General features: G+C 69.7%; 22 protein-coding genes. 11 read left to right on the top strand and 11 right to left on the bottom strand.

What is annotated here, in order from left to right; genetic code table 11:
- The first annotated feature begins 164 nt into the window (after window positions 1-164).
- Window positions 165-1,994, top strand: coding sequence for a hypothetical protein (locus tag OG430_RS47685; RefSeq protein WP_327359551.1), 1,830 nt, complete (start codon window positions 165-167; stop codon window positions 1,992-1,994).
- Window positions 1,995-2,146: 152 nt separating this feature from the next.
- Here OG430_RS47685 and OG430_RS47680 read toward each other — a convergent pair whose 3' ends face one another.
- Window positions 2,147-2,563, bottom strand: coding sequence for a hypothetical protein (locus tag OG430_RS47680; RefSeq protein WP_327359550.1), 417 nt, complete (start codon window positions 2,561-2,563; stop codon window positions 2,147-2,149).
- 490 nt (window positions 2,564-3,053) lie between these two features.
- On the opposite strand from OG430_RS47680, the gene OG430_RS47675 reads away from it, so the two are divergent.
- The 3 genes from OG430_RS47675 (at window position 3,054) to OG430_RS47665 (ending at window position 6,531) form a co-directional block, all read left to right on the top strand.
- On the top strand, window positions 3,054-4,970 hold the full coding sequence (locus tag OG430_RS47675; protein ID WP_327359549.1) for a hypothetical protein: 1,917 nt from the start codon (window positions 3,054-3,056) through the stop codon (window positions 4,968-4,970).
- A gap of 188 nt (window positions 4,971-5,158) precedes the next feature.
- Window positions 5,159-5,509, top strand: coding sequence for a hypothetical protein (locus OG430_RS47670; RefSeq protein ID WP_327359548.1), 351 nt, complete (start codon window positions 5,159-5,161; stop codon window positions 5,507-5,509).
- 374 nt (window positions 5,510-5,883) lie between these two features.
- Window positions 5,884-6,531 carry a hypothetical protein gene (locus OG430_RS47665; protein WP_327359547.1) on the top strand — a complete coding sequence of 216 codons (648 nt, stop codon included), beginning with the start codon at window positions 5,884-5,886 and terminating at the stop codon, window positions 6,529-6,531.
- Window positions 6,532-6,639: 108 nt separating this feature from the next.
- On the opposite strand, the gene OG430_RS47660 is transcribed toward OG430_RS47665, so the two are convergent.
- The 9 genes from OG430_RS47660 to OG430_RS47620 form a co-directional block, all read right to left on the bottom strand.
- On the bottom strand, window positions 6,640-7,893 hold the full coding sequence (locus OG430_RS47660) for a DUF4132 domain-containing protein (protein ID WP_327359546.1): 1,254 nt from the start codon (window positions 7,891-7,893) through the stop codon (window positions 6,640-6,642).
- A 315-nt stretch (window positions 7,894-8,208) separates the two neighbouring features.
- Complete coding sequence (locus OG430_RS47655; RefSeq protein ID WP_327359545.1) at window positions 8,209-8,511, bottom strand: hypothetical protein; 303 nt, start codon at window positions 8,509-8,511, stop codon at window positions 8,209-8,211.
- Between the two features lie 84 nt (window positions 8,512-8,595).
- Window positions 8,596-9,105 carry a hypothetical protein gene (locus tag OG430_RS47650; protein ID WP_327359544.1) on the bottom strand — a complete coding sequence of 170 codons (510 nt, stop codon included), beginning with the start codon at window positions 9,103-9,105 and terminating at the stop codon, window positions 8,596-8,598.
- A complete protein-coding gene (locus tag OG430_RS47645; RefSeq protein WP_327359542.1) occupies window positions 9,090-10,022 on the bottom strand; it encodes a nucleoside 2-deoxyribosyltransferase in 933 nt (310 codons plus the stop codon). The genes OG430_RS47650 and OG430_RS47645 overlap by 16 nt, the downstream gene beginning before the upstream one ends.
- 19 nt (window positions 10,023-10,041) lie before the next feature.
- Window positions 10,042-10,866, bottom strand: a complete 825-nt coding sequence (locus OG430_RS47640) for a carbohydrate kinase family protein (protein ID WP_327359541.1) — start codon at window positions 10,864-10,866, stop codon at window positions 10,042-10,044.
- A 15-nt stretch (window positions 10,867-10,881) separates the two neighbouring features.
- Entirely contained in the window at window positions 10,882-11,685 is an 804-nt protein-coding gene (locus tag OG430_RS47635; protein WP_327359540.1) for a hypothetical protein, read from the bottom strand.
- The gene (locus OG430_RS47630; protein WP_327359539.1) at window positions 11,682-12,332 is read right to left on the bottom strand and encodes a hypothetical protein; all 651 of its coding nucleotides are present in this window, start codon (window positions 12,330-12,332) and stop codon (window positions 11,682-11,684) included. The genes OG430_RS47635 and OG430_RS47630 overlap by 4 nt, the downstream gene beginning before the upstream one ends.
- Before the next feature lie 10 nt (window positions 12,333-12,342).
- Window positions 12,343-13,863, bottom strand: a complete 1,521-nt coding sequence (locus OG430_RS47625; RefSeq protein WP_327359537.1) for a radical SAM protein — start codon at window positions 13,861-13,863, stop codon at window positions 12,343-12,345.
- Window positions 13,864-13,926: 63 nt separating this feature from the next.
- Entirely contained in the window at window positions 13,927-14,286 is a 360-nt protein-coding gene (locus OG430_RS47620; protein ID WP_327359536.1) for a hypothetical protein, read from the bottom strand.
- A gap of 330 nt (window positions 14,287-14,616) precedes the next feature.
- On the opposite strand from OG430_RS47620, the gene OG430_RS47615 reads away from it, so the two are divergent.
- From OG430_RS47615 to OG430_RS47600, 4 genes are all read left to right on the top strand, one after another.
- Complete coding sequence (locus OG430_RS47615; protein ID WP_327359535.1) at window positions 14,617-15,483, top strand: helix-turn-helix domain-containing protein; 867 nt, start codon at window positions 14,617-14,619, stop codon at window positions 15,481-15,483.
- A complete protein-coding gene (locus tag OG430_RS47610) occupies window positions 15,480-15,707 on the top strand; it encodes a DUF397 domain-containing protein (RefSeq protein WP_327359534.1) in 228 nt (75 codons plus the stop codon). The genes OG430_RS47615 and OG430_RS47610 overlap by 4 nt, the downstream gene beginning before the upstream one ends.
- Window positions 15,708-15,936: 229 nt before the next feature.
- Complete coding sequence (locus OG430_RS47605) at window positions 15,937-16,149, top strand: hypothetical protein (protein ID WP_327359533.1); 213 nt, start codon at window positions 15,937-15,939, stop codon at window positions 16,147-16,149.
- Window positions 16,149-17,186, top strand: a complete 1,038-nt coding sequence (locus OG430_RS47600; RefSeq protein ID WP_327359532.1) for a serine hydrolase domain-containing protein — start codon at window positions 16,149-16,151, stop codon at window positions 17,184-17,186. Before OG430_RS47605 ends, OG430_RS47600 begins: the two co-directional genes overlap by 1 nt.
- A 151-nt stretch (window positions 17,187-17,337) precedes the next feature.
- On the opposite strand, the gene OG430_RS47595 is transcribed toward OG430_RS47600, so the two are convergent.
- Window positions 17,338-18,585, bottom strand: a complete 1,248-nt coding sequence (locus tag OG430_RS47595) for an MFS transporter (RefSeq protein WP_327359531.1) — start codon at window positions 18,583-18,585, stop codon at window positions 17,338-17,340.
- A 238-nt stretch (window positions 18,586-18,823) separates the two neighbouring features.
- On the opposite strand from OG430_RS47595, the gene OG430_RS47590 reads away from it, so the two are divergent.
- The 3 genes from OG430_RS47590 to OG430_RS47580 all read left to right on the top strand — a co-directional run bounded on the left by OG430_RS47590 (window position 18,824) and on the right by OG430_RS47580 (window position 21,683).
- The gene (locus OG430_RS47590) at window positions 18,824-19,258 is read left to right on the top strand and encodes a hypothetical protein (protein WP_327359530.1); all 435 of its coding nucleotides are present in this window, start codon (window positions 18,824-18,826) and stop codon (window positions 19,256-19,258) included.
- Window positions 19,255-20,439, top strand: coding sequence for an MFS transporter (locus tag OG430_RS47585; protein ID WP_327359528.1), 1,185 nt, complete (start codon window positions 19,255-19,257; stop codon window positions 20,437-20,439). Before OG430_RS47590 ends, OG430_RS47585 begins: the two co-directional genes overlap by 4 nt.
- Window positions 20,440-20,804: 365 nt before the next feature.
- On the top strand, window positions 20,805-21,683 hold the full coding sequence (locus tag OG430_RS47580; RefSeq protein ID WP_327359527.1) for a hypothetical protein: 879 nt from the start codon (window positions 20,805-20,807) through the stop codon (window positions 21,681-21,683).
- Window positions 21,684-21,687: the final 4 nt, after the last annotated feature.

Below are 21,687 nucleotides of genomic sequence, written 5' to 3'. Positions count from 1 at the left end.
CCAGCTCTGGGCAGCTCCAGTTCCGACCCCCCGTGAGCCGCTGGCAGAGATTCCACGTTGATTTGCTTCGTAGTTGAGTTGTGGTGCATGCAGATCGTCATGTCGCCAGTGCGTCGCTGACCGGGGTCGGCAAAGGGTCGGCCCCTGCGCTCTGGAGGTGCGTCATGAACAACAACATCAACTTGCCTGCCACCGCGGCGAAGCAGCTGAGCGGCGAACGACTGGAGCGAGCAAAGCGGCGCCTTGCCGCCGAGGAGACCCTCGCCGCTCTCATCCCCGCTGCCGCGGGCCGGCAGGCCGTACTGGAATCCTTGTTCCTCAAGGCGCTGGGAATGACACCGCGAACCCCGCGGCGGCACTTCCTCGGTATCCAGGAACTGGCCTTCGACGGCGGCCAGTTGGAGATGCGCCTGGAGGGCGCGGACTGCCTGGCCCCACTCCTCGAGATGCTTCCGATGCGCGACCGGCGCCGAACGCGCCGCGGCGTACGCGAGCTGCGCGCCCGCTCCTCGGGGAGCGCGATCCTGTTCACCCTGGCCGTGACGCCGCGCGGCACCGGCTACTACGCGGCCGCGGAACATGTCGCGGCGATCCGCGTCAGCGGCCCCCGCGCCACGGACCTAACACCGTTGCTCGAGGAGTACCAGCGAACCCAGGTGGCCGCAGGCTGCACTCCGCAGTGGAATCCAGAGCTCGCCCTGGATACCCCGGTGCGTCGTGAACCCATCGAGCGGTGCCTCACCGAGCAGCATGAAGCAGCCTGCCATCTGGCCAGCAGCCTGCTGCGCCGGCCGCGCCTCTGGGACGCCCTGGCCGGACAGCAGCACGTCCACATCGGCTACGGCATGGTCGAGTACGGCCTGGACTGGACGATCGACCGCGTCGTCGCCACCGGCCACCCTGTGCACGACGAGCGGATCCGGGACGTGATGACCGACCCGCTCACCGGTCTCGCCCTCACCTCGGTTGCGCACAGCTGCACGCCCGCCCGCTGCAGCATGCAGTTCTTCCGGGACACCGAACAGCGAGACGGCTGGTCCGGCACCGTGACAGTGAACAGTCAGCCTGCCGACAGTCCAGGGCCTGAACCGACCAAGTTCGCCCCCTTGCTCGCCCTGGGCGAGGAACCTGCCCCCAGCCACCCCGCGCCCCGCTCTGACGCCATCCGGGCCGCCGACGGGCAGGTGGTCCTGCTGAGTTCGTCGGCCCATCTGCCGAGCAATCTGTCGGCTGCCCTGGTCGGCGTCGCGCAGCACACAGCCGCGGCCTGGGCCGCCGACGGCTACCGCACGGCGACGGTGACCGTCACCAACGAGCGCCTCAGCTTCGGCCCTCTGATCTACGGGACACGATGGGGCAGCAAGCCGGTGCCCCGAAACCGCCGTGCCCGGGGCGAACAAGGGAAAGCGGAGTGGACCCGCCTGCGGCTAGCCCGGCCGCCGGGCGAACTGTGGAGCACCCGACTCACCCCGGACAAAGCCTCGCTCACCCAGGGCCTGGCGGAGGCCCGCCGGCGTTTCGACCGGATCCTCGTCGTCGACGAAACACGCTTTGGCCTGCACGATCTGCGGCCCTACGCCGACTCCTTGATCCTCGTCCTCAGGCACACCCCAGTTCCCCGCGACCTGCCGTCGGCAGCCACCGACCCGATCCTGCTGCCACCCGCCGAGGCAGCATCCCGATGGCACCAGCGGGAACTCGGCTACGGCGGACAGGACACCGGCGCCGGGATCCTGCTCCTCCACCCGCCAACCGAGCCGCCGGCCGCCCCAGATGCCTTCGACGAACAAGCCGACGCGCACCTGGCCCGCTACGGGGCCCCGATCCTTGGACGGCTGCCGCTGTACGAGTCCGGCCGGACCGTGCTCGACCAGCCTGATCCAGACCAGGCGGCGAGCATGAGGAACTCGGCCGCAACGCTCGCGAGATGGCTCTGGCCCGACCCGCCCCAGCCGCAGCAGGCCTCTCCAGTGCCCGCTCTTCAACACGCCTGAGCCGCGGTCGCCCCACACCATCGCCCCCAGCGGGCCACCCGCTGGGGGAGCGACATAGAGGCAGCGCGCGGTGAACTGCCATCGGTGGTCCTGCAGTTGAGGCACCTCCGCCGAACCAGGGCATGTCGCAGCCGGACCGGCGAAGTCCAGACTCAGCTAGTCGAACCCATCCGCCGAATCTCCACCACGCCGTCGGGGAACGCCTCGGGGCCGGCGGGCGCGGGCAGCTCGATACTCATGCCGTGTCCGGCAGCTCGATCAGAAGTGCCAGCCTCAGCCGAGGGGATCTTGCTGACCCAGTACTCGACGGCGTCGGCGAGCACGTCGGCCCGGTGCCGGCGTGGCATGGCGTGGATGAGACCAAAGATCATGAATCCGCTCCGTGTTCGCAGCGCGGGGTACATGACCTTGGTTCCCTCGCGGAGTTCCTGCGGAGGATTGTGCGGCAGCGACGCGGCGAGTGCGGCGAGTACCAGCTTGTCCCCCCGCATCACCAGGCCGCTCAGCTTCTTCTGGCAGGCCGCGCAGCCAGCCAGCCGCGCAGCGATGAGCTCCGCGGCGACGCTCATGTCGGCATCATGATCCGCCCGGAACGGACCTCCCGGCGCTGGCGTGATCCCCGGCCCCGGATGGTCATGGACAGGGCGCGGCCGGCGCTGACGCCCGGCGTTCTGCTGCGTGTGGTCCTCGCCCATGCTGTGGCTCCCGCATCCGCTGACTCGCCCCCGGAGGTGATGCACTGCCAGCGTCCTGCGCCGCAGGCACCGACGGCAACCTCTGGCCAAAGCCAGCCAGCGGCTGCATCTGCGCCTCTCCGACCTCACGGTTGGCCTGGGGGACCAGGATTGTCAGAGGCGTGTTCTAGGGTTCTCCTCGGTGCAGGACGCGCACGCACCGAGACCGTCGCCTGGTGCCCACGCAGCCGGTGACTATGGTCCAAGGCTCGCCGGCGACGGCATCCGGACGGCACGTCCGGGCGAGGGCCCGCGGCGGTTAGCCCTGCCCGGCCATGGACCAACCAGCGGCGGGAGGCGTGGGGTTCCGTCGTCGGAGACAGCCATGACCAAGCACGGCAGCAACGACCTGAAGAAGCGGGCCCGCGAACTGGCAGCCGCTGAACAGATCTCCTACACGCAGGCCCTGGAACGCCTCCGCGCTGGCACCGGCACCGCCGGGGCCGCGAAGCGCCGCTCGGCTGCTGAGCGGTGGCGCCGCCACGGACAGGCCCGCCCGGGATTCCACTGGCACTTCACCGCCGGATCCAACGGCCTGCGCCTCGACGTGCCCGACGTGACCAACCGGGTGTGGGCCGACCGTCTCGCCCCGCTCGCCCTCGACAAGTGGTCCGACGCCGTACCGCGCTTCACCGCCGACCAGGAGGACCTCGTCCTCACCACCCTGCGGGAGGCGTTCGGCCGCACCGGCCGGGAAGTCGTGGAGTACGTGGACGTGGAGGTCCGCCTTGACCAGGTGGAGACCGCCGGACGCCTGGCGCTGACCTGGGCCGGACTGGGCTTGGCCCACTGCACCGAACACGAGTCGTGGACAACGCCGCGGCTGGTGGCGTGCGAGCCGGTCGCCGGCGGGCTCCTGCTGAAGGGCGAGGGTCCCCAGCGTCGTGTCACCTGGGCTCCGGGCACGGTGCTGCGGGTGAACGACATTCCCCGCCCTGCACTGAGCGAACAGCCCCAGAGCGCATACGACATCGTCGCCAGCAGCAACGACGACCCGAACGACGAACTGCGCCGCGCCGGACACACCCTGCTCGGCATGCGCTACCGCCAGGACATCCCGCCGGCCCCCGCCGATGCGGTCGAAGGCCGACCGCCGACCCTGGCCAGGGACTGGCCGGCCAGTCTGCGCAGCGTGCCCACCGACTACCCCCATGGCGGCCTCGACGACCGCCTCCACATCGACACGGACGCCGGACTCGCCTATGTCCAGCGCTCCGCGTTCGGCGGCTTCTACAGCGAATACGTGGTGCCGCTGACCACCGGACGCGCCGCCCTGATCGACGCCTACGAGGAGGCCTTCGTCCGCTCCCCGTCCGCCTACGCCACCGCCGGCACGAACCCCGAGGCCGCGGCCGCCCTGGCCGGCACCCCCTACACACCACACCACCTGTACCGGCTCCTCGGATGCCTTGCTGTCGTGGACGCGGCTGACGCCCGCGCCCTGCTCGCACGCACAGAGGACCAGTGGGCCGCGGACGGCTGGCCCCTGAACCCGGCGATCGGCCCCGTCTTCCAGCCGCACCACGAGAGCGCAGACCCCTCCAAGTGCTGGCGGGCCTCCGAGGCCGCCCGCCTGGCCGACGCCGGCATCGGCATGCCGCGCGCATACGAACTGCGCGCCGACGGCAAGCGGGTACCCAGCCTCGAGGAGGCCCTCGCCGCTGACTTGACGGTCATCACCGACGCCGGCCGCTTCGCGAACGAACTTCTTGAGAAGGCCGCAGACGCCGTCCCCGACCGCCTGGCCGCCGAACTACCTACCGCCCGCACCCACACCCGCGAGGAACTGGAGAACTGGAAGAACGACCACCGCAGCCTCTTCGGCCCGCAGGGTGAGGGCGTCTCGGTCGACCTGGTCCGCCACGACTTCACCCTGCCCGACGGGACAACGCGCTCGCTGTGGGCGATGGGTGAGGGCTGGTGGTACTACGACGAGGACGCAGACGCCGGCCATGACGTCACGATCTTCCTGTCCGAAGCCGCGGCCCGCTCCGCCTGGCGCGACGCTCGGGATGCCCACCGCGAGAGCGACCGCAAGAGCGCCGAGCCCGCCCCGGAACTGCCCTGCCCAGGACCCGCCGTACGGCACTGCGACAACTGCGGCTCCACCACGGTGAAGCCCAACGAGTTCCTGGAGCTGGGCTGGATGAGCGCCAGTCTCGGGCTCGCCTGCAGTCCGGCCTGCTACGACGACATGAGCGACGGCCCCGGCAGGCACGCACGTCGTCACCACCGGGACTAGCGGAACAGGACCCGCCGGACCGCCTCGCATCGCAAGGAGCCCGAACGGGCCGTGCCGGAGGCTCTGTTCCCCGGAGCGGGAACGCTCTGGGGAATGCCCGCACCATTCAGCGCCTGAGCACTCGTACTCAGGCACTCAGCCGATCATGATGTGATGCTTGAGGCGCACACGGCGAAGGGGGAACAGCGGTGGAGAAGACCACAAAGGCCGACGAGCTCGGCCCGGCGGGTGAGCCACGGCTCGCCCGCGGCTGGCTGGGCCTCTTGGTGAACCCGCTGCTGCGCAGGGGCTATCAGACTCCGGCTCTGGTCCTCGTCGGACTCCTGGGCGTCGGCGCGGGCTGGGCCGCTGCCTACGGGCTGCTCGCTTTCGCGGCCTCCGGGATCGCGCCGATGCCGATCGCGTTCCTGTCCGGCCTGTCCGGCGCCCTAGTGGGGATGGTGACGCTCGTCGCCGGCCTGGCCATCTTCGTCTCCGCTCCGGTGTGGATCACAGCGTCGGCCCTGGAAGGGCGCCCCAACTCGACAGCGGTGAAGTAGCGCCCGCCGGATCCCTGAGGAACTGGTGAGGGACGGGCGCCAGGACGAGCGCGGCCCTCCCGACGGACATGCCGTCCGCGCCGGCACGGAACACGTCAGGCTCTCCCGCAGCGGAGCGCCCCTTCGAGGAACGCCGCGAATTCGTCGCATTCCGCGACCTGATGCCGAAACAGCGACGCGGGCTTCTCCCCGCGTGGGTGGGCGACATGAGCGACACGATTCAGAGTCGACGACATCGCGATTTCGCCAAGGTTAGGGGATTCGTGGCAGATCCCCGACATCCGAGAATGCGCATCAAGGGCCAATAGGACAGTTGGTGCGGTTGAATGCGCAAACTCAACCATGGCCGACCGCACCGGAATTAAGGTATGGGCATGTCACGCAAAGCCATAGTCATCCTGCCCGTCTTCCTGAGCGTTGCCGCTCTCACCTCATGTTCCTCGTCATCGTCCGATGGCGCCGAGAAGGAGGAGACGGCAAGCAAGCCCATCACCAAGAAGCTTGCCCAGGCGGAACTCACGCAGGCGCTGCCCGGAGCGGGCGAGGTCCTTGAAGGCTGGGAGCCCTACAAGGAGAAGCGGGTCACCGACGAAGGCGCAGATTGCACCAAATCGGAAAGCGATTCCTCTCCCAAGGGCTGGATGCGCGGAAGTTCGGCCTGGTTCATCTACGACGGCACGACCGAGAACATGCTGGACATCGGTATTTGCCTCTACGACTCGGCGGAGACTTCCAAGCGGGCCTACGCCGTGTGGAAGGGGACCGAGTCGAGCAAGGAGAAGAACTTCAAGGAGAAGGTCGGCGACGAGGCGGTACTCGTCGTCAACCCGGGCGCGAGCGAGCGCACGCTCTACGGCTTCACCCGCTCCGGCAACATCAACATCAAGGTGCAGGTCGACGGCGCCGGCGCGGACGAGGCCGGCGTTCAGACGATCCTGGAGACCACGCTGAAGCGACTGCAGCAGGTCCAGGACGGAGACAAAGCGACGGCCACCGCTGCCGAGCAGACCAAGAACAGCTAGACGCACCGAGCGCGCGGTCAGCACATCGGACGACCGCGCGCTCGGCCGCAGGATCCAGGCGCCACAGGCTCAGCCGGGCAAGGATGGCGGCGGGGCCGCAGACCCCGGTCAGGCGGTGGGGACGGGGAGTTGGCCGTACGGCTGGCGAAGTCCCCGCGCGGTGAAGTGCTTGCGGATCAACTCGGCATCGTCGCTGCCCGCCGGCTCGGCGCGCCACAGCCGGATCCTTGCGGTCGCGCTCACCTCGGCCGCGCTCCCATCCAGCTGCATGAGGCCCGCCTCGCCCGGCACACTCACCGCCCATTGCCCGTCGGGTGCTTCGTACTCCCAGGCCAGGGCCCGGGTCATGCGTCCGGTGAGCGGGTGGTCGCGGTAGAAGCGGTCCCACTCCGCGTACGGCCACACGGGGTTCTGGACGGAGAGGCGGAGCAGCCGGCGCCGTTCGTCCTGCACGAGGGTCTCGAGCGTGCGGGCCAGGCGGCGAGCCCCGTCGACGTTGTGCTCGTAGTACTTGGCCTTGAATCCGGTGGGGGAGCGGAACGGGGAGCGGGTTCGGGTGACGGGCCGCTCGTCGTCGTACACGTCGACCCAGTCCATGGTGATCGAGTAGTCGTCGTGCAGCTGGATCACCGCTTCGAACGGCAAGTTCACCCACACCGCGCCGCCCCCTACCCAGCTCAGGCGCAGGATTCCGTCTGCGGGCAGGCCGCCGGTGGGTACGGTCCGCTCTTCGAACTGGTGGGGCGGGACGCCGAGGCGGTTCGCCGTCTTCTTCACCAGCTTCACCAGCAGCCGCTGGCTGTGCAAGCCGGGCTGGACCTCCCGGTGTAGCGTCCACAGTGCGTCCATCGCCGACAGATCCCCCAGCGCGGTGAATATCGCGGCGGCGAGCTCCGGGTCGGATTTGTAGTAGCCGTCGAGCACGAAGGCGTTCTTCCGCGCCACGGTCACCAGATCGGTGATCAGGGCGTCAAGCTGTGCCTTGTCCGCGCCCGGCCCGCCGAGATAGCCGGCCGCCAGCGCGAACCCGAACGCGAGATCGCGGGTGGGCGTCTTCTTCCCCGCGTCCAACAGCTCCTGGTAGGTCACCCGCGGATCCGTACGGTCGTGAAGCGACCCGCCCTGCGCCAGTTCCCACACCCCGGCGGCGACCAGCTCCCGAGCCCCCTCAGCCTTCAACAGGGCCTTGGTGCGCCGCTTCCACGCCACGTCCGTCTTGTGATGCCAGTCCCAGAACGTGCCGCACGCACCGAGATGCGCGACGAGCTCCCGCAAGTCCGGCGCCAAACCGGCGACCCGGTCGCGCATTCGGAGCGCCCATGCGTTGTCAGGATCCAGCAGGTCGTCTATCTGATCACCCATGCGGTGATCCTTACAGAGGCCACTGACACCCAGGGCCCGGCGAAGGACCGGGCACTTCGCACGAGGGCGCCGAGGTGGCGGCCGCGGACATCCGTGGGGTGACCGCGCTCCTGATTGCCGCGCTGGCCGCCGACGGCGCCTCTACGATCCGGGGGATGTTCCATCTAATCCGGCGCGGCTACGGCCAGCTGCTGCCCAACCTCGCCACGCTGGGAGCCGAGATCACCACCATCCCCGGAGGCCCCTGGTGCCCTGGCCAAGGTCACAGCTCCGGGGCCGTAGAGGCAGCCGGAGGCGTGGCTGCTCCGGCACCTGCTACTCGCCGACCTTCTCCAACGTTCCATTCGCTCCCGGGAGGTATCGGCGACCCGCGTTCTTCTCGATCTTGCGCGTGACTTCCTCATCGAGGCTGACGCCCTGCATCTCGGCGAGTGCCGCCAGGTACAGGAACACGTCGGCGAGTTCCTCGCCGGCGTCGGGCAGTCCCTTGCGCCAGGCCGTGAACGCCTCGCCGATCTCTGCGGTGAGAAGGCCGAACTCCAGTGGGATCTCGGTGGTGTTGAAACCCTTGGTGACCTTGTTCTCCCAGGCGAGCTTCTGAGCCTCGGCGATGTCCATGGTGTTCCCCTTGATGGTGCGTTTCGGTCTCTCGGGGAACCCTAGCGAGGCTGAGGAGCCGGGTGGGCGGTATCGGGGCGGTTGTCATCCGGTGGTGGGGGTCGCCCTCGTAGCCGTGTTGTAGACGAGTACGGGTGCGTGACTGCTCAAGGTGCGGAAGGCGCGCTGGTAGGCGTCGACGAGTTCGGTTACCTCATCCGCAGGGGGCGCGTGGCCGTCGCGGGTGTGGAGGCGGTGGCGGAGCGCGGTCGTCGGTGCGGTGAGGTGGAGGAAGACGCCGTCGCGGTGGGTGACGAGTTCGGCGAGGTCGAGGGCCTGGTTCCAGGTGAGGCGGGAGTAGCCGCGGTAGAGGGGGCCGTAGACGAGTTCGCTGACGAAGCAGCGGTCCAGGACGAGGCGGCCGGGCCGGGCGAGGAGGTCGCGATATCGGCTCATCAGGTCCTGGTGGTCTGGGGTGCGCGGGGAGTGGACGGCGTCGAAGCCGTGCTGAGTGACCAAGAGTTGGGCCAGGGTGCTTTTGCCGACACCGTCGCAGCCTTCGATCACGACGGTGCGGTGGCGCGCGATCTGGGCGACGGTCACGTCCGTATCCACGCGGTCACCTCGTCCGGGCTGCGGAGCGTCCGGTCTACGCCGTACTGGATCATCAGGTTGCGGTGGTTGGGCTCCCGGCCGGCGGCGTGGGTGTGGGTGCTGCGCGGCAGGTACGCGGCGACCGGCTGGCCGGTAGCGCAGGCGGCGCCGATCAAGAGGGCTGCTCCCGGCGGGGTCTCGGGGCCGGAGGCGTCGACGACGATGCGGCCCGCGTTGCGTGCTGTTGCCCAGTCGGCTCGGGCGGCCGTGAGGGGATCCTCGTCGTCGAAGCGGGTCGGATAGAGCGCGGTGATCCCGTGCTGGGCGAGGAGGCCCCGCAGCCCCTGGGCCGATGTGTACGGCGAGGGCTCGGCGTAGACGGCGCTCCTCGTCCGGGCCGGGATGACGGTGCGCTTGGGGGCGGGGAGTTGGAGTACGGCATCGACGCAGGTGGTGATGGCGCGCTGGACCTGGGCCCGGTTGCGGTCGGCGAAGGCCGTATAGCGCGTCTGCCCGGGATCCCCTGGGGGCACGCCGAGGCGGGGGACGCGGACAGTCCGGGTAGCGAGGGTGTCCAGGAGCGGTTCGGGGAAACAGGTACGCGGGCCGGCGGGGGTCGTGGAGTAGTCCTGGAAGTCGGTGGTCATCAAGAGGATGGGGATGCGGAGGGCTGCGGCGTAGCCGATCTCCATGCAGACACCGTCGTCCAGGCTCGGGCCGTGCACGATCGCGATCAGAGCACGCAGGGTCCGGAGCCGGTCCCGGTCGAGTTCGAACAGGCGGCGGCCTTTGACCTCAGCGACGAGGTCTTCCTCGTCGGTGTCGCAGAAGGGCAGGAAGACGTGGCCTTCGCCGACTCTGAGGGCGAGTTCGTGTGCCAGGTGGGCAGCGAGAGCGCGGTCGTGGGCGGCGAAGAGCCGGTGGGCGACGTAGTACATCGGGCCTCCTTGGTGCCGTTCAGGACGGGGACCGCCGCGGTTCGGGCAAGATCAGTGGCGTCTGAGCGGTGTGACGGCTGGCCGCCTGGACGGCCTGGTGGAGGGAGTCGCTCGGACTGAACTGTCGTGCACGGTGGGCGAGGTAGGTGCCGGCCAGGGTGTCGCCGGCTCCGGTGATCTGCCGAACGGTGACGGGAGGCGGGACAACGGCCGGCAGAGCGCGACCGTGCAACAGCACGCGGGCCGGGCGAGGTCCGTCGGTGACCACAACCTCCGGGCAGGGGCGAGTCCTGGTGACTTGGGCGAGGAGGGCGTACTCCTCCGCGTTGACGAACACTGTGGTGGCGCGGCGCAGCCAGGGGGCGGCGGCCTCGATGAGCTGCGGTGCGCTGGGGAGGTGGAAGTCCAGGCTGAAGGAGCAGCCGTGCGCGGTGAGGGCGTTCAGGACCTCTGCGACGTGCAGAGGTCGGCGGCAGCTGACGTGGAAGACATCGTGCGGGTAGTGGGCAAGCGTGCGTAGGGCGTGCTCGGTGAGGTGCTCGGCGGCGCCGTAGGCGGTGTCGACGTCGGCGACGGTGCCCTGGTCGTCGTAGTGGATGGTGAACGATGCGGAGGGCTTCGGATCGTGCCGGAGCAGGGACCAGTCCAGCGCGGGCAGGCGGGGATCGGCGGTCAGGCGGGCGAGATCGGCCCCGATGACGGAGGCGGGCGCGATCTGCTGGCCGGCGCGTGCGGCGGCTACGGACAGATGGAGCGCGGCGCCGCCGAGCTGATGGGCGGGTGGAAGGCCGGGGCGGTGGATGTGGTCGCGGGAGATGTTCCCGATCACGATGGTGCGCGGCATCGGGTGCTCCTCGGCTCAGACTTTGGTGTGCCGACAGCCGGTCAGGAGCGGGCAGATCGGGCGCCGCGGACACAGGCTGGCGTGGGGCCGGTTGAGATAGAGGCGCTTGAAGTAGATCAGCGTCAGGTGTGTCCACCAGGTCGGGGCAGCGGACGCCGGGATCGCGACGTTCTGCTCGGCGGCGAGCGCGCGCAGAGTGTCGCCATGATGAGCGACGGCGTGCTCGAGGAGACGGCGGAGCTGTTCGTGTGCGGCCGGGCCCGCGGGGAGGGTGAAGCCGAGGGCGGGCGCCAGTTTGGTGACCATGCCGGAGTCGACGGGGATGATGCCGCAGTGGTAGCCGCGGGCGTACAGCGCGGCGCACTGGGCAACTTTGAAAGAGGCGCCGTGCACGCTGCCTGCGAAGGCGTCGATGAACTTCTCGGCGTCCATGGTGGCCGGGTCGGTGCCGTCCTTCTCCCAGCGTCTCAGGGTGTCGGTGAGGGAGCGCAGGTAGGACAGGCGCGCCTCGGGCAGGCCGAGCGGGGAGACCAGGGCGCGGGCCTGGACGTCGTCGAGGTCGGCGAGAGCGTCGAAGCCGAGGGCGTCGGCTCGTCGCAGGACGGCCGCGTAGGTGTCGACCATGCGGTAGCTGACGCGGGTGGACCATCCGGCCGCCAGCATCCGCATCCGCGGCTCGGTGATCGCAAGTGGCCACCAGCGGTTGTCGTCGTGGTTGGCTTCGACCTCGGCGCGCACGTCGGGCAGGGCGCTGGCGCTGGTGACAAGGGCGAGGACCCGGTCGTCGGTGCGTCTGCCGGGCTGGGTGGTGATGGTCACGGTGCTGCTCCCGGAGGTGTCGGGCCGATGTAGGTGGCGAGCGCGAGGTTGGACGAGAGCACGGGCTTCTGTATCCGGGCCTGCAACTGCTGTACGGCGGCCAGGGTGTGCCAGCCGGTGCACGAGAGCACGAGCGCCTCGCTGTCCTCGATGGCGCGACGGGACAAGGTTCCGCATAGGTCCAAGACCTGCTGTACGGCGATATCCGGGTAGCCGTCGTCCAGGCCGAGGCTGGCGTGCTCCAGCACCGTGATGCCGCGCGCTTGGAAGGCTTCGGCCTCGGCGCGGGTGACCGCTTCCGGGTAGGGAGTGGCCAGCGCGATGTGGGCAAAGCCGCGCTGATGTAGCTGGCCGGAGAGGGCATCGAACGCGGTGACCACGCCGGGCGGCAGCGCGGGGCCGCCGGTGAATCCGGCGGACGTGCAGGCCAGCAACGTCGTTTGGAGCGGCAGGTGACGCATCGAGTCGACGGCGCCGGTCGCCGCGGCCCGCAGCCCGTGCCAGAAGGAGGCGTCGACGGCGGTGGTGCGGGAGGCCGGCACGAGCCGAGCGTAGTGGAACACCACGCCGGGCCCGCCCAGTTGAGGCAGCTCCTCCTCGACGATACGGTTCGCCCACGGCAGCAGCACGCCAACGTGTCGCGTCACCGGCTGCGGATCAGCCGGCACGTCGTGTTCCGTAGATGACGCGCGGGGCGTGGCCGGTGATGGTGACGTCTGCGGGCGTGCCGACGGGGACCGTGACGCCGCGTTCGATGATCTGGATCGCGTAGGAGCCCAGGCGGCGGAACCAGGTGCCCTTCTCGTCGACGAAGTACGAGTGAACGCCGGGGATGTCCAGGCCGGTCGGGTAGACCCGCTCCTTCATCGGCCGGTCCCAGATCTGGTCGATGTCGGCCTTCCACGTCTCGAAGTGCGTGGCGGACGGGAGGGCTCCCATGCTGCCCTCCTCCTCGGCGAGCGGGGTGCCGGGGAAGGCGCGGGCGACGCGCACGTTGGTGCGGTGGCAGAGCATTCCGGCGTCGTAGATCCGCTGCAGGGCCTTGAGGTTGGCCAGGTGCGTCAGGTGGCTCTCGCCGGGCAGGCCGTAGATCAGGTTCAGGCCGGGTAGCAGCTTTGGCAGTCCGCCCGCCCCGCGCTCGGCGCCGGCCTCGTTCACGTTCTCGACCGCGCGCATCAGGATGTCCTCGGTACAGGTCAGGGTGTTGCGTGCGATGACGGCCGGGTCGAAGGACTCGATCCCCATCGGCGCGCAGTTTCCTTCGGTGCACAGCTCGGCGACCGCGGCCGCGATGCGCTTGCCGACCGGGGCGGCCACCGCGAGCGGATCGGCATTGTCGATGTGCAGCATCTGAAGCCCGGGGCACCGCTCGCGGATGCCGCCCAGTAGGGCGCGGATCGCGTGCTCGTCGCGGCCCTGGTAGGAGAAGAAGCAGGTCTGCTGGCCGAGCCGGAAGTGGCGCACCCCGGCGGCGTACAGCTGCTCGGTCTCGGCCAGGACGTCCTCGACCGTGCGGTGGGTGACCGTCGGCGACTTGGCGGGCTCGTTGCAGAAGCGGCAGAACTCCTTGCGGGTGCACCCGCGGTACAGCTCCAGTTCTGCCACCGGCGCCCACGGCATCTGCTCGATCAGTCCGGTGAACGAGGTGCGGTCCTGATCGAGCTGTCCGTACGGCGCCGGCGCGCTGCTGCCCAGGGAGAGGGTGCCGGAGGTGACCGTGTGGGTGTGGACCGCGTCGAACAGCCCGGCCCACGAGGCCGGTTCGGCCAGGGCGTAAGTGGCCATCGGTCCGAGGAGGTAGCGGCGTCCGCGGATGCAGGCCACGGCGCGGGCGATGTCGTCGGCGTCGCCGTTAACCGCGTGCAGGTGCACCGAAGGCACCTTGTCCCCGGCGATGACGACCACCGCCTCGGCGTCGCGCAGCAGCTCCACCGCTTTGTCCCGGTTCACCGTCGCCGTGTACGTCAGCCGGTCACTCAGCGGCGGGGCCACGGCCGGCTGCCCGCCGGACAGGCACCAGCGGACATCGTCGATGGTCACGTACCGCACCTCGGCGCCGGGCCGCAGCCGGCTCAGCGCCGCGTACGCCTGGCGGACGTACGACGACAGGTACGGCGGGACCCCGAGGCCGCTGGGCTCGACGGTGTAGCAGTCCAAGATCACCATGGGGGCAGTCACTGGAACTCCCTTCCTGTCCCCGGCCCGAGGGGCCGGACGACACGACGATCGCGACGAGGAGGTTCAGGTGTACGGAACTCGCGGCAGACGGGCTGCTGCTGCCGTGTAGCGGGAGAGGATCTCGGCCGACTTGCCCAGCAGCCGCAGACTCGCCACCGGGTCTTGACCCCGGTCGGCCGCGACCTTGCGGGCATGCAGGACGGTGTTGACCGCGATGTCCTTCGCGCGGTTGTCCTCCAGGCTCTGGGCGTAGGTGGCGGCCGGTTCTGCGAGGGCTCGGATGTAGTCGCGCAGCCGATCGCGCAGGGCGTCGGCGGCCTCGCCGGTGGGGCGGCCGGCCGCCAGGCTGAAGGCGAGGTCGGCATCCAGCCGGACGTCCTGGGGATGCGGCAGCGGGGGCGTCGGCTGTGCCGCCTGGTCCATGACGGCCGCCTCCTTGGCGTGAGGGTGGGAGCGGCAGGTCCGCCGGGGATCAGAGGGTGGGACGTCACCCGGCAGGCCCGCCGCTATTAGGAGCCGCTCCGTCACGGACGCTTCCTCATCCGGCCGGTCGTGGCGTCAACTACCGTCTACCCGTGCCGACTTGAATTGCAATCGAAAGTGTGGAGCCAATTGTGGTCCAGGGAGCATCGGTATATGACTGGAGGCGAACCGGGGTCCGAACAATCTGCACCGGGGCCTACGCGGGGTGCACCGGGGGTGCCATCATCGGCGCCGAAGGTCCGGCGAGAGGTACCGGAGGGAGGCGGCTGCGTGGCGGCGAACACCGGGGCGACGTTCCTGCGGATCATGCTGGGTGCGGAACTCACCCGGCTCAGAGAGGGAGCCGGACTGTCCGGCGAGCAGGCGGCGAGAGCTGCCCACTGCGCGCCGTCGACGATCACGAACCTCGAGAAGGGTACGACCGGCTTCCGCCGCATCGGGCAGTTCACCGATCTCCTCACCGCGTACGGCGTGGACTTCGAGGGCCAGGAGCTGCTCCTCGACTGGTACAGGAACGCCAAGGGCGACGACTGGTGGACACCGAACACCTCGGTCCTGCCGTCCGGGATGCCCGTCTACCTCGGATTCGAGTCCGGGGCGAAGGTGCTGAAGCCCTGGTGCCCGAACGTCATCTACGGACTGCTGCAGACCGAGAGTTACGCCCGCGCACTGATGGAATCCGCGAAGGGCGCAGATGAGACGACCACCGACTTCATCGACGGCTCGGTGGAGGTCCGCGCGAAACGGAAGAAGCTGATCACTGAGGCCGGCGCCGAACTGTTCTGCCTGATGGACGAGTCCGCGCTGCGGAACGTTGTCGGCAACGCCGAGATCATGCGGGACCAGTACCGGCAGATCGCCGAGCTGTGCAAGCTCCCGCACGTGACCGTGCGGATCATCCCGTTCTCCGCCCCGGCCTACCGGGTCACCTCGGGAGGCTTCACGGTCCTGGACTTCGACCGCAAGGACCTCCCCGGACCGGTCGTCTCCATGAGCACCGTCACCGGCACCATGCAGGTGGTCTCGAAGCCAAAGGTGGTTAAGCAGTTCGCCCGCCGCATCGACTTCCTCGCCGGCGGAGCCCTGCCCGACCACGAGACCCCCGCTCTACTTGAACGACTCGCACGAGAGGCATGATCACCATTAACACGCACACCGACACCGGCCGCCCGTACGGCGAGTGGTTCAAGTCCTCCTACAGCAGCGAACAAGGCACCGACTGCGTAGAAGCGTGCCCCGAACCCGACGTGGTCCACATCCGCGACTCCAAGCGGAAGGCGGAGAACGGTCCGGTCCTCACCTTCCCCCAGGTCGCCTGGACTTCGTTCGCCCACCACATCACCGGCCGCGCCTCAGCGTAGGAAGAACGCCCTGTAGGGCCTGCCCCTCAGCCCACGCGATCACGAACCGCCGGGCCGTATCCGCCTGCTCGGCGGGGAGGCGTCCCGCGTTCATGCCCATATGACCTCCACAACAGGGGAGGTTGCGGGATGGCCACAGCCTTGCTTCGTCGCTCAGCGGGATTGGCTCGCAGGAGCCTGATCACGCGGCTTGGTCGGACGCGCGTGGCGCTTTGTGCGGGTCGGTCAAGTGACGGGGCAGCCGGAGCTGGAGGCGATACCCAGCGCCGAAGTGGCTGCCGCGGACATCCGTGCGGTGACCGCGCTCCTGATTGCCGCGCTCGCCGCCGACGGCACCTCTACGATCCGGGGGATATTCCATCTCCGGCGCGGCTACGGCCACCTGTTGCCCAACCTCGCCACGCTGGGAGCCGAGATCACCACCATCCCCGGAGGCACCTGATGCCCGTCCCGTTCACCGCCGATGACACCACCCGCCTCCGGGACACCTTCGACCAAGTCCTCGCCGACGGCGCCACCCCCGGCGGCGTCATCGCCTACGGCACCACCGGCGCACGGCCACAGTTCCTCAGCGCCGGCAAGGTTGCCCCCGAGTGCGGCGATGCCGACCCCGGCCAGGACACGCTCTACGACATCGCCTCTCTGACCAAGGTCGTCGCCACCTGGCCGCTGATCGGCCAGGCCCTGGACGCGGGGCTGCTCGACCTCGACGCCCCGATCCGCGACTTCCTGCCGCCGATGAACAGCGAAACCCCCAGCGCCGAGGCGACCGTCCGCCAGCTGATCGCGCACACCTCCGGACTGCGCGCCTCCACCCGCCTCGACCACTACCGCGGCGCGGACCTTCCGCTGCACGAACTCCTGTGCCGCGAACCGCTGGAAGACGCCCCTGGTCAACACCGGTACATCAACCGCGGCTACATCCTGCTCGGCCTGGCCCTCGCCCACCTCCACGGCTGCCCCCTCGACCAGCTGGGCGAGGTCCTGTGGAAGGCGCTCGGGATGGACGCCACGGTGTACGGGCCCGTCGCCCGCACTTCACAGGTCGCTCCGACCGAGCAGCGCATTCCGGGCGCACCGCGGATCTGGGGCGCCCCGCACGACGACAACGCGGGCCTGCTCGGCGGCATCGCCGGCCACGCCGGAGTCTTCTCCACGCCCGCCGACCTCGCCACGTACGCCCAGCGACTCCTTGTCGCTCACGCGGACGGCGACGAGCACGGCCTGGGCGAATGGCTGCACGCCAGCCTCGTCCCCCAGGCCCCGATCGAACCCGGGTTGGACCGCGGCCTGTCCTGGATCCTCGCCGCCGGCGGACGCGTCGCCTATCACCACGGGTTCACCGGAACCAGCCTCTACCTCGCCCCGGACACCGGCCGCTACCTCGTCATCTGCACCAACGCCGTCTACGGCGGCAACGCCCGCACCAAGATCGCGCCACTGCGGACCCTCGCACTCAAGACGGTCACCGCCACCTGACGAACAGATGCGCCACATCGGTGAGTTGCTGGCCGACGACTCCTCGTCGAGCACGGCTTCGGATGCGTCGACGTGCTCCCTGTCGAGGGACCCAAAGGCAGCCCGTACCGCACCCTGGTCATCCGCACGCGCCGTGCCGTCGGCTGAGCGGCTACCGGCGGACGAGTTCTGCGTACTCCATTGCCTCTGCGGGAGTAGGCCGCCGCATCCTGGCCACCGCCCACGCGACCAAGCCGGCCACCGCGGTCAAGGCGCCGCCCACGGCGAAGGACATCCGCGGGGCCCGCTCCAGGAGAGCGGGCAGCAGCAGCATGCTGCTCATGCTCGCCACGTGCACCTTGACCGAGTCGACGGCGAACAGCCGTAGCCGCTCCGGGCCGGGCAGACCGCCGATCTCCGCGTTCAGACAGATCGAGGTCAGTGGCACGAGCGCACTTGCGGCAGCCGCGATGACCACGACCTGGGGGAGCGTGGAGCTGAAGGCGAAAGCGGCCAGCAGCAGACCCCGGGCCGACCACACCAGGCAGTACCCGCTGGGGAACCGGCCCGGCAAAGCCACATTCCCGGTCAGCAGGTTGCCGGCCACGGCGCCGATGCCCATGGCGGACAGCACCACCGCGTACGCCCCCGCGCCGGCGTGCAGTTGGCTGGTCAGCCAGATCGGGATGCCGATGGTCAGCACCGTGGAGAAGAACTCGCCGATCCCACCCACCAGCAGCGCGCCACCGATCCGCGGATGCGCCCGCAGGACGAACAGTGCCTTCGGCGCCGCCACGTCGGCGACGCCCTTCTCGCCCGTGGGTGAAGCCGTGGACGCGAGCAATGGCGCCGCGGTGCGGCCGAGCCAGGCGAAGGCCAAGGCGGAGACGGCGAAGGTCGCAGCGTCGACCAGGAACAGCTTCTGGGCCGGCAGGAAGGCCAGCAGCACCGCGGCCGACCCCGGCCCCAGGAACCAGGTGAGCCGGTTGGAGACGTCCATCAGGCCCGTCACCTGCCGGACCTGATCCTTGTTCACCATCCCCGGGATCAGGGCCGACAGGCTCGGCCCGGTGATCGCGTCGCAGGTCCCGATTAGCACGATGACCACCAGGACACCGGTCAGGCCGATCGACTGCCACAGCCACGGCATCGCGCCGACGACGAGAACCTGCACGGCCTCCACCGCCGCGAGCGCGCGGAAGGATGCGAAGCGGGCAACCAGCTTCCGGCCGAATGTGCCGATCAGCAGGTGCGGCACCGACTCGACCACCACGACCAGGCCCATCGCGACCGCGCCGGACTTCTGCCAGGCCGTCCACGCCAGCGCGAGCGTGAAGAATCGGTCACCGAACACGGACAGCGTCTCAGCGAGCCAGAGGATCAGGACTGGACGCTGCCGCAGCAGGCTCACATAGCTCACCCGGGCGACTGTAGGGGGCCGTTGCACCTCAAGAGGCGGGTTCAGCCGCACCTCAGCCGAAGGCATGAACCGACGGTTCGACGACCGCGATCAAGCCCTTACCGCCCGGGACGCCGTGCCTGGGTGGTGCACGAAGAACTCGTAGGCGACCGGGCCTGGTTGCCCTGATCGGCTGTCACGAACATGGCGAGCGTCGTAGTTTGGCTGACGGGGTCCGGAACCGGGAAGAGGGCTGCGCATGGTCGAGTACAGGGCATCCGGCGAGCAGTTGGCCCGCGACATCGCCGAGGAGCTTCGTGGGCTTGCCCCGGATGACGTCAGTGACGGGGCGTTCATCACTCTCATGATCGCCCAGGGCGGCATCACCGCGTCCATGGCCCAGGACCGGACCCTTGTCGTTGGAACCCGCAGTCAGCGGATCGACTACGAACTTGCCCGCGCCCTGGTGTATCTGGAGTCCGTCGAGGGCCAGGACGGAGCGGTGTACGACCGGGAGACCCTCGACTGGCACGCCATGGTCCTGGAGCAGGTATCAGCCACGCCACCGCCGGCGGTCTGCCTCTGCGGTCGCCCGGCCCAGGAGTGCACCGACCGCGGCCGGATGGGGCAACTGATCGAACCCTGTGAGCGCATGGAGGAGGCCTCGCTCGGTCCGTCCCGAGGTGAGGGGTGAGCGACACTGCTGACCTGACCTCGCTCGACGCGGGGCTGCAGCCGTCGGCAGATGTGCGGCGAGCGCGGTGGCTGCTGACGGGGTACTTCGCTGCTCAGGGCGTCGTGATGGCCACGTGGGCAACGCGCCTGCCAGCCGTGAAGGAGGCTGCCGACCTCAGCCCCGGAGCCCTCTCCCTCGGGCTCCTGGCCGCCGCGCTCGGCATGGTCTCCACCCTGTTGATCAGCGGTCGAATAGCCGAGCACCATCGCGGTACGCCCCGTCTACTGGTGGGATCGGCGTGCGTGCTCGGAATGGCGCTCATCGCGCTCGGCCAGTGCCGTTCCCTCGTGTCCCTCATCGCCGCCGCGGGGCTCTTCGGCGCCGCCCAAGGGCTGCTGTTGGTGCCCATGAACGCGTCCGGGGTCGCCTGCCAAACCGGGTATGGGCGGCCCATCATGTCCACCCTTCATGGCTCCTACTCGGTGGGGGCGTTCAGCGGTGCAGGGATCTCCACCGCCACCGCAGGCCACCTCTCCCACTCCCTTGCATTCAGCGCAGTGGGTGCCACCGTGGTCGTCGCAGCACTCCTCGCAGCGCCGATCACCCTGAAGTTGCCCGACCCGCAGCCCGCGCCTGATGCTCCCGAAGCGCCCACCGTGCGCGGGAAAGTGTGGCTACTCGGTGCCATGATCGCCGCTGGGCTCATCGCCGAGGGCACCGCCTTGGACTGGTCCGCGGTCCATGTCCGCTCTCTCGGAGCCGGCGCCACGACCGCGGCCGGCGCGTACTGGCTGTACGGCGCGGGCATGGCCACGGGCAGGCTGATGGGCGACGTCCTCACCGTGCGCTTCGGCTCGACGAAGCTGCTGCGCACCGGCGCCACCGTGGCAGCTGTCGGTCTAGGGGTCGGCCTCGCCGCGACGAGCACCCCGGCTGCGGCCCCGATCGCACTGATCGGCTGGGCCCTCCTCGGCCTCGGCGTCTCCCCGATCGTGCCTCTGCTGTACTCCGCCGCGGGCTCGTACGGTCCTCGAGCCGTCGCGAGTGTGGGCACCATCGGCAACGTCGGCTTGCTGGGAGGCCCAGTGGCGATCGGAGCGATCGCCTCGACCACCACCCTGCCCCTCGCGCTCACCGTGCCGGTCCTCCTCGCCGCCGCGATCGCCGTTGGCGCCCGAGTCGTCACCACGACTCGCTGAGTAGCGTCCGCACTCTGGTCCGGCCGGAACCGACCAACCTTCGACACACGGCGTGTACGGGAGACAACAACCGTAACCACCCGGCGACTTCACACCAGACACCGACCTTGCCGCGTGCGAGTGGGCTGCAGGGGCAGTCGGGCCGACGGGCTCGCCCACGTGGTGAGCAACGGCCGCGGCCTGTTGTCAGTCCCATCAGATAACGTCTTTGCCAGGGCGCCCGAACGCCCATCCCGCTGCCGAGCGCACCCACGCTGCGCAGGCCTCGACGGGAGAAGGTCCTGCGGGATCCGGGAGTTCGCAGCTGGACGATCCGCTCTTTCCGGCGGGTGGCGTGGGTACCCCAGACCGGTTGGGAGACGATCGTGACCAAGCGCAACACCATCCAACAGCGGGCCCGGGAACTGCAGCAGGCCGACGGCATCAGCTACCTCGATGCGCTCACCCGCGTCCGAGACCAGGCGCAGCAGCCCGCCGCCGCATACGTCCTGCAGCCCACCCCCGACGAGGCCGCGGCCGGCGTCACCGCCGAGCAACTCGGGGTGCGGGCCCTGCCGCCCGGTGCCAGCCCGGCACGGCGGGCGCATGCCGAGGCCGTATGGCACCCCAGCGCCGGCGGCCAGCCGTGCCGCTGCTCGGGAACCGGTTGCCACCATGGCGCCCCGTGCGAGGCCGATTACGCGGAGGGCCTGTGCGGCGGACCGTTGCTGCACCGCGACCGCTACCCCGGCAGCATGTTCAGCCTCACCATCTGGCAGGACGTCTACCGGTGCGAGGGCTGTGGCGAAGTCTTCGACGCCTCCGTCGAGGTTCCTTCCCTGCCGTGGGGAGAGGTGCGTACCCGCGACGAGCTCGACGGCACGGAGCGGACCCTGTCCAGCGGGACCGACGACCGGGTGATCGTGCTCTACGACGGCATCCGGCACCCGAACTTCCCTGACCACCCCACACCCGAGACACCCGAGGGCGAGTTCGACGAGATCGACCCAGACCAGTACCCCACACCCGAGGACGAGTTCTCGGACCAGGCCTTCGGTGACGACGACCAGGCGGAGCCCGAGGGCGGCCTGAACGACTACCCCAGCGAAGACTTCGGCCCCGTCGGCGTCCCGGAGGAGTACGACGACCGGGGTGACGCAGACGAAGACCGCGTAGCCGGGCGTCTCTCCCTGGTCCCCGCGCTCGACCTCGACCCGCAGCCCTCAGCCACGGACTGGCCCACCGTCGAGCACCCGCCCTGGTGAGCGC

This window comes from Streptomyces sp. NBC_01304 (assembly GCF_035975855.1).
Classification (GTDB): Bacteria; Actinomycetota; Actinomycetes; order Streptomycetales; family Streptomycetaceae; genus Streptomyces.
Note: the sequence above shows the minus strand (reverse complement) of the source record. Positions and strands in the feature narration are given on the sequence as shown.

Bases quoted from the DNA above. Each gene is read 5' to 3' on its own strand.
- OG430_RS47685 (WP_327359551.1), top strand. From the start codon at position 165: ATGAACAACAACATCAACTTGCCTGCCACCGCGGCGAAGCAGCTGAGC.
- OG430_RS47680 (WP_327359550.1), bottom strand. From the start codon at position 2,563: ATGAGCGTCGCCGCGGAGCTCATCGCTGCGCGGCTGGCTGGCTGCGCG.
- OG430_RS47675 (WP_327359549.1), top strand. From the start codon at position 3,054: ATGACCAAGCACGGCAGCAACGACCTGAAGAAGCGGGCCCGCGAACTG.
- OG430_RS47665 (WP_327359547.1), top strand. From the start codon at position 5,884: ATGTCACGCAAAGCCATAGTCATCCTGCCCGTCTTCCTGAGCGTTGCC.
- OG430_RS47660 (WP_327359546.1), bottom strand. From the start codon at position 7,893: ATGGGTGATCAGATAGACGACCTGCTGGATCCTGACAACGCATGGGCG.
- OG430_RS47655 (WP_327359545.1), bottom strand. From the start codon at position 8,511: ATGGACATCGCCGAGGCTCAGAAGCTCGCCTGGGAGAACAAGGTCACC.
- OG430_RS47645 (WP_327359542.1), bottom strand. From the start codon at position 10,022: ATGTACTACGTCGCCCACCGGCTCTTCGCCGCCCACGACCGCGCTCTC.
- OG430_RS47640 (WP_327359541.1), bottom strand. From the start codon at position 10,866: ATGCCGCGCACCATCGTGATCGGGAACATCTCCCGCGACCACATCCAC.
- OG430_RS47620 (WP_327359536.1), bottom strand. From the start codon at position 14,286: ATGGACCAGGCGGCACAGCCGACGCCCCCGCTGCCGCATCCCCAGGAC.
- OG430_RS47610 (WP_327359534.1), top strand. From the start codon at position 15,480: ATGATCACCATTAACACGCACACCGACACCGGCCGCCCGTACGGCGAG.
- OG430_RS47600 (WP_327359532.1), top strand. From the start codon at position 16,149: ATGCCCGTCCCGTTCACCGCCGATGACACCACCCGCCTCCGGGACACC.
- OG430_RS47590 (WP_327359530.1), top strand. From the start codon at position 18,824: ATGGTCGAGTACAGGGCATCCGGCGAGCAGTTGGCCCGCGACATCGCC.